Source organism: Pseudolactococcus hodotermopsidis (genome assembly GCF_011170085.1).
GTDB lineage: Bacteria > Bacillota > Bacilli > Lactobacillales > Streptococcaceae > Pseudolactococcus > Pseudolactococcus hodotermopsidis.
This window is the reverse complement of record NZ_BLLI01000003.1, coordinates 61781-72326: the sequence shown is the minus strand read 5'-3', so window position 1 is coordinate 72326 and position 10546 is coordinate 61781. Positions and strand designations below refer to the sequence as shown.

Here is a 10546-nt window from a genome sequence, read left to right as displayed (position 1 = left end):
TTAAACTATTCAAACGGCTGTTTGGAGGGGATGAATAATAAAATCAAGGAGATTAAACGTGTGGCTTATGGATTTAGAAGGTTTAAAAACTTTAAGAAACGGATCCTACTCATGAATAAAACCTTAACAAATTAAAAAACAAGCAACTAATCAGTTACTTGCTTTATAGGGGAAAGGAGTTTCCCACACGATTTGACAAAGAGCCAAAAATCTCGTCATTTCAAATTCTGACGAGATTTTTGTTGATATAATAATTTTTTTACGAATCAAATTATGCAGGGCAGTTCCATTTTGCGATAAATCTTATCTATGACCAGACACATTTAAACGATTGAGCGCCTTATGTAGGGCAATCTCAGCACGTTTAACAGTATCAATATCTTTTTGTGCTTTCGCCTCTTTAAGTCGTTGCTCAGCACGCATTTTGGCACGTTCAGCGCGTGAAACATCAATATCACGCGCACGCTCAGCTGAGTCAGTCACAATCGTAATCAGATTATCCTTGACTTCAGCAATCCCACCATTTACCGCAATCCAATCCACGTGATTTTCATCATCAACCCGTCGAACTTTAAGTTCTTCAATATTGAGCGTGGCAATAACGGCAATATGTCTAGGCAAAATACCGAGGTCGCCATTGACCGTGTTCAGGAGTACAAAGGCCGCATGATGATTGTAACAAATGCCACTAGGTGTGATAACTTGGACAGTCATTTGGGTCATATCAAGTCCTCCTTAATATCCCATTTTTTTAGCTTTTTCAATCACATCTTCAATCGGACCAACCGCACGGAAAGCATCTTCAGGAAGTGCATCATATTTCCCTGCCAAAATGTCCTTAAAGCCACGAACAGTGTCCTTAGCTGGCACATATGAACCCGGTTGCCCTGTAAATTGCTCCGCCACGTTAAAGTTTTGCGACAAGAAAAACTGAATCCGACGCGCGCGCCCAACCAACGTTTTCTCCTCATCAGACAACTCGTCCATCCCAAGAATCGCAATAATATCTTGCAATTCACGATAACGTTGCAAGACACGTTGCACCTCAGTTGCCACCGCATAATGCTCCTCGCCAACAATCTCTGGTGTCAAAGCACGCGAACTAGAGGCGAGCGGATCAACGGCTGGATAAATCCCTTGTTGCGTGAGTTTACGCTCCAAGTTAGTCGTTGAATCCAAATGGGCAAAGGCTGTCGCGGGTGCGGGGTCAGTATAGTCATCGGCAGGCACATAAATCGCTTGGATAGACGTAACTGACCCTTTTTTCGTTGACGTGATGCGCTCTTGCAATTGTCCCATTTCAGTTGCCAATGTTGGCTGATACCCAACGGCAGACGGCATCCGACCAAGCAAGGCCGAAACCTCAGAACCTGCTTGTGTGAAACGGAAAATATTGTCAATAAAAAGTAGCACATCTTGCCCCTCAACATCACGGAAATATTCTGCAATCGTCAAACCAGCAAGCGCCACACGCATCCGCGCACCAGGCGGCTCATTCATCTGACCAAAAACCATGGCAGTCTTTTCAATAACACCAGATTCTTTCATTTCCTCGTAAAGGTCATTTCCCTCACGTGTCCGCTCGCCAACACCTGTAAAGACTGAAATACCACCATGTTCTTGGGCAATGTTGTGAATCAACTCTTGAATCAGCACCGTTTTACCAACACCAGCACCACCAAAAAGCCCAACTTTACCACCTTTGAGATAAGGCGCAAGTAAATCAATTACTTTAATACCTGTTTCAAGAATTTCGTTAGATGTTGACAATTCATCAAAAGTTGGTGCTTTTTGATGAATCGGTCGACGCTCGGCATCATCACTAAATTTTGGTTCAAGGTCAATCGTATCACCAAGCACATTGAAAACACGACCAAGCGTTTCTTTACCAACTGGTACCGAAATCGCCTTGCCTGTATCAAGAACTTCAAGTCCACGTGTCAAACCATCCGTTGACTCCATAGCAATTGTACGGACAATACCGTCACCAAGCTCAAGCGCTACTTCTAGCACAATTCTTTGTTTTGTTTCGCCGTTATTTTTATAAACAACAAGCGCATTGTTAATCTCAGGAAGAACGTCTCCTGTTGCAAACTCAACGTCAACAACTGGACCGATTACCTGAGAAATTTTACCAGAACTCATAATTTCTCCTGATTTATTTTAATTTATAAACAAGATAATTTAATCAAGCGCAGAAGCACCTGCAACAATCTCCGTAATTTCCTGTGTGATTGCCGCTTGGCGTGCGCGGTTAAATTGAATTGTTAAATCATTGATAACGTTTTTAGCGTTGTCAGTTGCAGCTTGCATAGCAGTCATACCCGCAGCATGTTCTGCCGTTTTAGCATCAATAATCGAACCATAAATTGTACTTTCAGCAAATTGTGGCAAAATCTGTGCCAAAATTTCTTTACGACTAGGCTCCATTTCAAACTCTTGTTGATAAATACTCGTATGTTCCGACGTTTCCTCCAAATCAGAAATCGGCAACATTTTCTCAATCCGAACACTGCTCGTCAAAGAATTGACATGATGATTATAACACACATAAAGCTCATCGAAAATTTCATTTTGATAGAGCGTCACAGCTTTATTGACAATTGCCCGCACTTCATCAAAAGTCGGCTGGTCGGACAAACCACGCAATTCGTAAGACACGTTTATACCGCGCGCCTTAAAGAAATCAGCCCCCATACCACCAAGCGCCATGACAACATAATCTTGTGAACTCTCATGATCTTCTTGCAACATCTGCATAACAGTTTTTAAAATCGTTGAATTATAGCCACCAACTAAGCCTTTATCAGATGTAATAACAATATAGCCAGTCTTTTTGACAGGGCGTTTGACCAACAAAGGATTTTCCGAACCTTCTGCTAATTCGACTGCCACCAAATCGGTTGCGATTGCGCGAACTTTTTGGGCATAAATTTGGAAATTTTTCGCAGCGATTTCTGATTTTGTCAATTTTGCCGCCGAAACCATTTGCATAGCACCAGTAATCTGACTTGTTTTCTTCGTTGAGGCAATTTTACTTTTAATTTCATTAAGTGAAGCTGGCATCCCAAACCCCCTTATTTAAACGATGTTGTGGCTTTGAAATTTTGAATTGCCGCATCGAGTTTGTCTGTTTCAGGCAAATCTTTTGTTGCGACAATAACATCTAACAACGCTTTATAGTTCGCATCAAAGAAATCGAATAACTGCGACTCAAAGCTCAAAATATCATCAACTGGCACAGTATCAAGGAAACCGTGTGTCAAAGCGTAGAGAATCAAGACTTGATATTCAACCGCAAGTGGCGCATGAAGGGGTTGTTTCAAAACTTCCACGGTTCTGCGACCACGATTCAATTTAGCTTGCGTTGCGGCATCCAAATCTGAACCAAATTGTGTAAAGGCCTCTAATTCACGGAAAGATGCCAAGTCAAGACGGAGGGTCCCCGCAACTTTTTTCATGGCTTTAATCTGCGCACTACCGCCCACACGAGAGACGGAAGAACCCGCATCAATGGCTGGCCGAATGCCTGAATAAAAGAGGTCATTTTCAAGGAAAATTTGCCCATCTGTGATAGAAATAACATTCGTTGCAATATAAGCAGAGATGTCCCCTGCTTGCGTTTCGATAAATGGCAACGCAGTCATAGAGCCACCACCCAATTCATCAGAAAGCTTAGCGGCACGCTCCAAAAGACGTGAATGGAGATAGAAAACATCGCCTGGATAAGCCTCACGACCTGGCGGACGGCGGAGCAAGAGCGAGAGTTCACGATAGGCAACGGCTTGCTTAGAGAGGTCATCATACACGACCAAAACATGCTTACCGTTATACATAAACTCTTCACCCATAGCAGCACCAGCGTAAGGTGCGATATAAAGTAATGGCGACGGTTGAGAGGCAGATGCCGTCACAACAATCGTATAATCAAGCGCACCATATTTGCGAAGCGTTTCAACTTGCGTGCGAACCGTTGATTCTTTCTGACCAATCGCCACATAGATACAAATCATATCTTGCCCCTTTTGGTTCAAAATAGTATCAATCGCAACGGTTGTTTTCCCTGTTTGACGATCACCGATAATCAGCTCACGCTGACCACGACCGATTGGCACAAGCGCATCAATCGCTTTAAGACCTGTTTGCAAGGGTTCAGAAACACTTTTACGTTGCATAACCCCAGGTGCTGCCGCCTCAACTGGACGTGTTTTACCAGTATTGATGTCACCCAAGCCGTCAACTGGAATCCCGAGCGGATTGACAACACGACCAATAAGCTCATCACCAACTGGCACTTCCATGATTTTCCCAGTTCGTTTAACCGTGTCGCCTTCACGAATATCGCCAAAATCTCCGAGAACAATAATGCCCACATCTGTTGATTCCAAATTTTGCGCCATACCAAAAACACCGTTTGAAAACTCGAGCAACTCGCCACTCATCGCATTTTCAAGACCATGGGCACGTGCAATACCGTCACCAACGTAAGTTATGACACCTGTTTCAGCGACCGAAAAATCAGGTGTGAAATTTTCAATTTGTTGTTTAATCAGCGAACTGATTTCATTAGCGTTAAAAGCCAAATTCCTGTCGCCTCCTTAGATAATAGATTTCGCAATTATATCTAATTGCGTTTTTAAACTTGTATCAATGATTTTACCACGTGCCTTGATAATCAAGCCACCGAGAATTGTTTCATCAATATAATTTGTTATTTTGACATCTTTTAAGCCAAATTTCGCTTTGAGCTTTATTTCAAGTTTACTGAGTTGTTCATTTGATAAAGCAACGACACTCGTTACCGTTACAGTTGAAATTTTAAAAATCTGATCCGCTTGATTGCGAATTTCCTTCATAATCATTGGCAAGAGCACCACACGCTTATTTTTGATAATCGTCTCTAAAAAATGATTGAAAAGGTCTGATGACATCCCTTGCAAAGACCTGATGACCTGAATTTTCTTGTCATCATTGTAAGCAACATCCGCTAGAAAACTAGCTAAATCAGTCGTTTGAAATACTTTTTCAAATACAGCAACTTCTACCAAAATTGGCGCCAGCTGTTTTTGACTCTCCGCAACTTCAAGCAAAGCCTTACTATATTTTTGAGCAATGATGAGAGACATTTTTTACTCCCCCAACTTTTCCAAATAGCTATCAATCAAGTCAGATTGCGCTGTCGCATCCAAACTTCGACCAATTAATTTCTCAGCAATTTTGACTGAAATATCAGCAACATCACTTTTAATACCCGCAATCGCCTCTTTTTTTGATTGTTCAATTTCAGCTTTAGCGCGTTCTTTGGTTCGCACAGCCTCTTCAGTCGCCTCAGCTGCAATTTTGGCTTTGGTCGTCTCAGCCGTCTCAGTGGCTGTCGTGATGATTTTAGTTGCCTCAGCACGTGAACCAGCAAGTTCTGTTTCACGTTTTTCTGCTAATTCTTCAGCTTTTTTGCGTGCTAATTCAGCATTGTCAATATCAGTATTGATTTTATTGGCACGCTCATCTAGGATATTGGTAATCATGCCCCAAGCAAATTTTTTGACCAAAATCAGCAAAATCAAGAAGGCACCACTGACAACAATAATATTGCCCAAGGTTGAACTCGGAGCAGATTCTAATAAAATAACTTGTCTCATATACTACTCCTTTCTAATCTTCTTCTATTTCAATTTTCTCATTGATATACATGCTTGACAGTAAGACAAAAACATAGGCCTGCAATGACCCAATAAAAAGAGAAAACGCTGTCCAAGCCATTTCAACAATAATAGCTATCGGCAGAAGCACAGGCTTGACATTGCCAAGCTGACAAATCAAGCCAATCATGACCTCACCAGCAAAAATATTACCATAAAGTCGTAAAGCCAAACTCATAAAATTGACAAATTGATCAATGATATTCATCGGCAACATGGCAGGCATTGGCTTCAAAAAAGCATGCTTGAGATAGCCTTTGAAACCAAAACGTTTGACACCAGATAAATTAGCAACAAGCGCTACAATCAATGATAAAGTCAAAGTCACAGCAATATCCGCTGTTGGCGATTTCCAATAAGATAGCTCGTTGCTACCTTCTATCTTACTCATCAAACCAATGTTATTAGCGACAAAGATGAACATGAAAAGAACGAAGAAAAAGAGTGAGTAACGACGCGAATCGCTCGCGCCCATATTGCTTTTGGTCACACCATTGACAAAATCAATTACCCATTCCAAAGCATTCTGCTTACCTGTCGGACGTAAAGTCATCTTGCGACTTGCCCAGTAGACAAAGGCAAAGATAATCGCACAACTCAGAACAGTCATGACAAGGACAGTGCCATCAAAATAAATCGGTCCGATGTGAAAAGACCAAGATTTTTCCACGAATACTCACTTCCTTTCTAATTTGGGCTATCTCTAAAACGACTTTTTCCGTTTTAGAGATAGGCCTCCCAAAGCCAAATGCCTTATTTAAGTATGAAACACATTGCAAGAACGATGAAGAAAGTTCCTTCGACAAAAGCGATACCGATGAACATGATTGAACGCAATTTACTGTCAAGTTCTGGTTGACGAGCAAGAGATTTCAAAACGTTACTGAGGATAATGGCATCAGAAATAACCGTAGCGATACCCAAAAATGCTAGTGCGAAAATTGTTGACATGAAAATGTCCTCCTTAAAATTTGAGAAAATGTTGACGCAAAAATTTCTTACGTTCGATTTACTTACCATTAGCATTTTAGACCTATTTTGGCAATTTGTCAAACAAAAAATCAGCCCTTAGACCGATTTTTTGAAAAAAATTTGAAAATGACTTGAAAATCTATGAAAGTCGTTCTTCTTGATTATATTTGATAGGTAAAAAGTCAAGCACACGGTCAAGCATTTTAGTCCAATAATACCATTCATGCTTACCATCTGAGGTATCATAACTGATGTCAAAGCCTTTATCTTGTAAATCTTTGACCGCAAAATGATTAGCTTCATACAAAAAATCTTGATAGCCACACCATGCGTAAAGTTTTGGTTTGTCAGTACCAAATTTTTCCGTGAAATCGGCGGCGAGTTTTTGGACAGAATTGTCTGATTCGTCAAATTTTCCTAAATCGCCAAAAATGCCTTGCCAGTACGCCTCGTCCCCCAAATCTGTCGCCGCCAAATGCTTAAATGAAATGGCACCCGACAAACTTGCTGCGTATGAAAATTGATTGGTTGCAAGTGCTAATTTAAAAGCCCCGTAACCACCCATAGACAAGCCCGCAATAAAATTTTTCTCACGTTTGCTTGATAAATTGGGCAAGAAATTTTGTAAAACTTTCGGCAATTCGCTCGCAATCGCATCAAAATAGCGCGCACCGTAAGTCGTATTGGTATACCACGCCAAGTCAGTTGACGGCATAACCACCGCTAGATTGGTATTTCTAACCAAGCGGTCAATGCCCGAGCGATTGAGCCACGTATCTTGATTGCCCGACATACCATGTAGCAGATACAGCACAGGTATATCAGTTGTTGGAACATTTTCATCTGGATTTTTGACGGTTTCTGGATAAATAACATTGACGTTGCGCACCATGCCGAGAATTTCTGAGTAGTATTCGATTTGTAAAATTGCCATGAGTTCAGTTCACCTTTCGTTTTCAACTTCCCTCTATTTTATCATTTTACAGTCGATATTTGCCAAGATTTACCATTTTTCGTGAATTTTATCGCCCCCAGCTCGTCTGTCCTCAGTGTTTTCACACCGTATTTGTTAAATGTCGCAAGCGTTTCAGCATTGGGATGATGATAACGATTATCCAAGCCACAAGAAATCAAGGCAATTGCGGGGGAAATCGCCTTGACAAACGGTTCAGATGATGATGTTTTCGACCCGTGATGACCTGCTTTGAGAATATCAACGTCAAGCGACGGATATTGTGCCAGTAAACTAGCCTCCCCATCACTTTCCAAATCGCCAGTAAAGAGAAAGTTGGTATGATTCAACTTCCCATAAAGGACAATCGAATCGTTATTTTTCCCATCGCCTTGCGAAAACGGATATAAAACTGCCAGATGACTATCAAAAATCGGCAACTGCTGACCAACCTTTGCCACTTGAATCTTTGCGCGTATCTGTTTCAAAGTGGCAACAAAAGTCGGATTCGTCAGACTGCCCTCACTGGTCAGAATTTTCTTAACCTTAATCTGATTCATTACCGCAAGCAAATCCCCCATATGATCTTCATCTGTATGCGTGATAACAAGTGTATCAATCTCACCGACACCTTGACTTTTGAGATAAGGAATCAGCGTATTTTCCGCATTTGGCGTTGTCGAACGCTTTTTCCACCCCTCGCTTTCGCCAAAACTCACGCGCCCGCCTGTGTCAATGAGTATATTTCTCTTGTTAAAACGATCTTGCAAAAAAATGCTATCGCCTTGCCCAATATCAACAATGGTAATGGTTTGAGAAGGCGGATGTTTTGTGATGAAAAATAAAACAGCAAGACTGGTAAGAAAGATATACCTAAACTTTTTACGTGACCAGTAATCAATCAAAAATCCAATCAAAAGCAACATGAGCAAAAAAACAAGCGCTTGAGGTTTTCCAAAAATAAAAGGATAATGAAACCAGCGGTCTGTTAATTTGATAAGGCTTTCAAGCCAGTTAAAAATAAAATTGATTGATGTGATTTTAATACCAGTAACCATTGCCAAAAGGAAAAGCACCGATAAACTCGGCAAAAATAAGACATCAAAGAGAAAGCTGAAAACAAATGTAAACAGAATTGAAAGGGGTTGAAAACTATGAAAATATAACATCAACAAAGGTAATACAGAAAAAGACAGCACCAAACTTTCGGCGAAAATCCGTTTCATTTTCGATAAACTTTCAAATTTATCGCCAAACATGCTGATAACAAAGGCAAATAAAATTGACAAACTGCCACCAGTTGTCAGCAAAAATTTAGGCATAAAGAGAAATAAAATAAGCAAAGTTAGACTAAAATTATCAAGATTTTTCACACCGAAATTTGCTAAAATCTTCTGAATCAGCGCCCGAATAACAGAAACTGAAAAGCCAGTCACACCCGCATAAATAACAGAAAAAGGAATCTGTAACCAGTCAACATTATCACGTCTCACACCAATTTTTAATAACATTTTACGCAAAAAATCAACAAAAAATGACACTTGCATGCCCGAAAGCGCAAATAAGTGCATAATACCTAAACTTGTGTAAATATCACCCATTTCATCAAAATCTTTGCCTAAATACCCAAAAAGCAAACCGGTCATATAAGCCGACATCGGCTTTGGAAATTTCTGTTCACAAAATAAAATCGCTTGTCGTCTTAACAAATGTAAATCAAAAAACTTATTTTCTGTTATTTTATCAAGACTATCAATCGTCAAAACGCGATAAATATCTTGTGTTTTGAGATAAGTTTGATAGTCAAAACCGTTAAAATTGCGTTGTCCAACTGCTATTTCTTGGCTTGCTGAGATGTACAAAGTCACATTTTTATCTAAAGTTTTAAAATACTGCTGTTCTTCTTGTGTTTGTAAGGTATAGTAGACTTGGTAAGTACGACCGCCAAACTGACCTCTAAGAGAAAGCGAATCACCATTGACCTGTACCGTGTCTAAAATTGGTCTTATTTTCGGTACGGCTATTTCATGTGTGACTGCTTGCTTTTCTTGGTAACTAACACCCGCAAAAAGACTAGCAAAAATGACTAAAATAACCGATAATTTAGCAAAAGAGTTCAGACCATTTTGCCAGATGAAAACTAACATCGACAACAGAAAATAAATGACCATTAACCACGAAAAACGTAAGACTAAAAAATATAAAATCACTGTAAAATAAGCGATAAATATCGATGGTAGGCTAATCCACTGTGATACTTTCTTTAAGTTTTTCAATCGTTTTCTCCCCAAAACCCGAGACATTACCAAGGTCAGCAACCGTTTTAAAGTTGCCATTTTGCTCGCGATAGTCAATAATATCTTGCGCTTTTTTCGCACCAACACCGCTCAATGTTTGCAACTGTGCTAGGTCAGCTGTATTGAGATTGACTTTGGTCGTATTTGTTGTCGCTGTTCTCGTATCAGTCGCCGTTGTTGCTACTGCACTCACCTCTTCGCCAACGGTTGCAACATAAACAACCATTTCATCCGTCAATTTCTGTGCTAGATTGATTGATTTGACATCCGCGTCTGCTGTCAGCCCTCCTGCAAGCTCAATCACATCGTTGACGCGTGCATTTTTTGCCACTTCATAAATACTCGGCTTATTAACAGCGCCTTTGACATCAATGATTAAGCGCTCTGAAGTGCTTGCTTTTTCAGACTTTTCTTCTGACGATTGCGAGGTGCTTGCAACCATTAAACTTTGCGCATCAATGGCATTATCATCAGAATGACTGGCAAGTGTTTTCACAACAAAAATAGCCGCAATCAGTAAAATCGCAAGACCAACGCCAATCATCTTGACATTTTCTTTCATTTTTTCGAGCATAAAAAAACCTCCTACTTACCTATACGTAAAAATAGGGGGTTTTGCTCGCGAT

12 protein-coding genes are annotated in these 10546 nt (G+C 40.4%); 1 reads left to right on the top strand and 11 read right to left on the bottom strand.

Annotated features, from left to right (window positions below; genetic code table 11):
* Window positions 1-135: transposase (locus tag Hs30E_RS01235; protein ID WP_172207377.1), on the top strand; the 135-nt coding region annotated here is incomplete at its 5' end.
* Between the two features lie 168 nt (window positions 136-303).
* Here Hs30E_RS01235 and Hs30E_RS01230 read toward each other — a convergent pair.
* From Hs30E_RS01230 to Hs30E_RS01180, 11 genes are all read right to left on the bottom strand, one after another.
* A complete protein-coding gene (locus tag Hs30E_RS01230; RefSeq protein WP_172207376.1) occupies window positions 304-723 on the bottom strand; it encodes a F0F1 ATP synthase subunit epsilon in 420 nt (139 codons plus the stop codon).
* A gap of 12 nt (window positions 724-735) precedes the next feature.
* Window positions 736-2145 carry a F0F1 ATP synthase subunit beta gene (gene atpD, locus Hs30E_RS01225; RefSeq protein ID WP_172207375.1) on the bottom strand — a complete coding sequence of 470 codons (1410 nt, stop codon included), beginning with the start codon at window positions 2143-2145 and terminating at the stop codon, window positions 736-738.
* A gap of 39 nt (window positions 2146-2184) precedes the next feature.
* Window positions 2185-3066, bottom strand: coding sequence for a F0F1 ATP synthase subunit gamma (locus Hs30E_RS01220; protein ID WP_172207374.1), 882 nt, complete (start codon window positions 3064-3066; stop codon window positions 2185-2187).
* An 11-nt stretch (window positions 3067-3077) separates the two neighbouring features.
* Window positions 3078-4583 carry a F0F1 ATP synthase subunit alpha gene (gene atpA / locus Hs30E_RS01215; protein WP_172207373.1) on the bottom strand — a complete coding sequence of 502 codons (1506 nt, stop codon included), beginning with the start codon at window positions 4581-4583 and terminating at the stop codon, window positions 3078-3080.
* Between the two features lie 15 nt (window positions 4584-4598).
* Window positions 4599-5126, bottom strand: a complete 528-nt coding sequence (locus tag Hs30E_RS01210; RefSeq protein WP_172207372.1) for a F0F1 ATP synthase subunit delta — start codon at window positions 5124-5126, stop codon at window positions 4599-4601.
* Window positions 5127-5129: 3 nt separating this feature from the next.
* Window positions 5130-5639 carry a F0F1 ATP synthase subunit B gene (gene atpF / locus Hs30E_RS01205; protein ID WP_172207371.1) on the bottom strand — a complete coding sequence of 170 codons (510 nt, stop codon included), beginning with the start codon at window positions 5637-5639 and terminating at the stop codon, window positions 5130-5132.
* Between the two features lie 13 nt (window positions 5640-5652).
* The gene (gene atpB, locus Hs30E_RS01200) at window positions 5653-6369 is read right to left on the bottom strand and encodes a F0F1 ATP synthase subunit A (RefSeq protein WP_172207370.1); all 717 of its coding nucleotides are present in this window, start codon (window positions 6367-6369) and stop codon (window positions 5653-5655) included.
* Window positions 6370-6452: 83 nt separating this feature from the next.
* On the bottom strand, window positions 6453-6650 hold the full coding sequence (locus tag Hs30E_RS01195; protein WP_172207369.1) for an ATP synthase subunit c family protein: 198 nt from the start codon (window positions 6648-6650) through the stop codon (window positions 6453-6455).
* Window positions 6651-6810: 160 nt separating this feature from the next.
* On the bottom strand, window positions 6811-7605 hold the full coding sequence (locus Hs30E_RS01190) for an alpha/beta hydrolase (protein ID WP_172207367.1): 795 nt from the start codon (window positions 7603-7605) through the stop codon (window positions 6811-6813).
* A gap of 41 nt (window positions 7606-7646) precedes the next feature.
* Window positions 7647-9794: a DNA internalization-related competence protein ComEC/Rec2 gene (locus Hs30E_RS01185; protein WP_228461960.1), complete on the bottom strand. Its 2148-nt coding sequence runs from the start codon at window positions 9792-9794 to the stop codon at window positions 7647-7649.
* Between the two features lie 70 nt (window positions 9795-9864).
* Complete coding sequence (locus Hs30E_RS01180; protein WP_172207366.1) at window positions 9865-10494, bottom strand: helix-hairpin-helix domain-containing protein; 630 nt, start codon at window positions 10492-10494, stop codon at window positions 9865-9867.
* Window positions 10495-10546 lie beyond the last annotated feature (52 nt).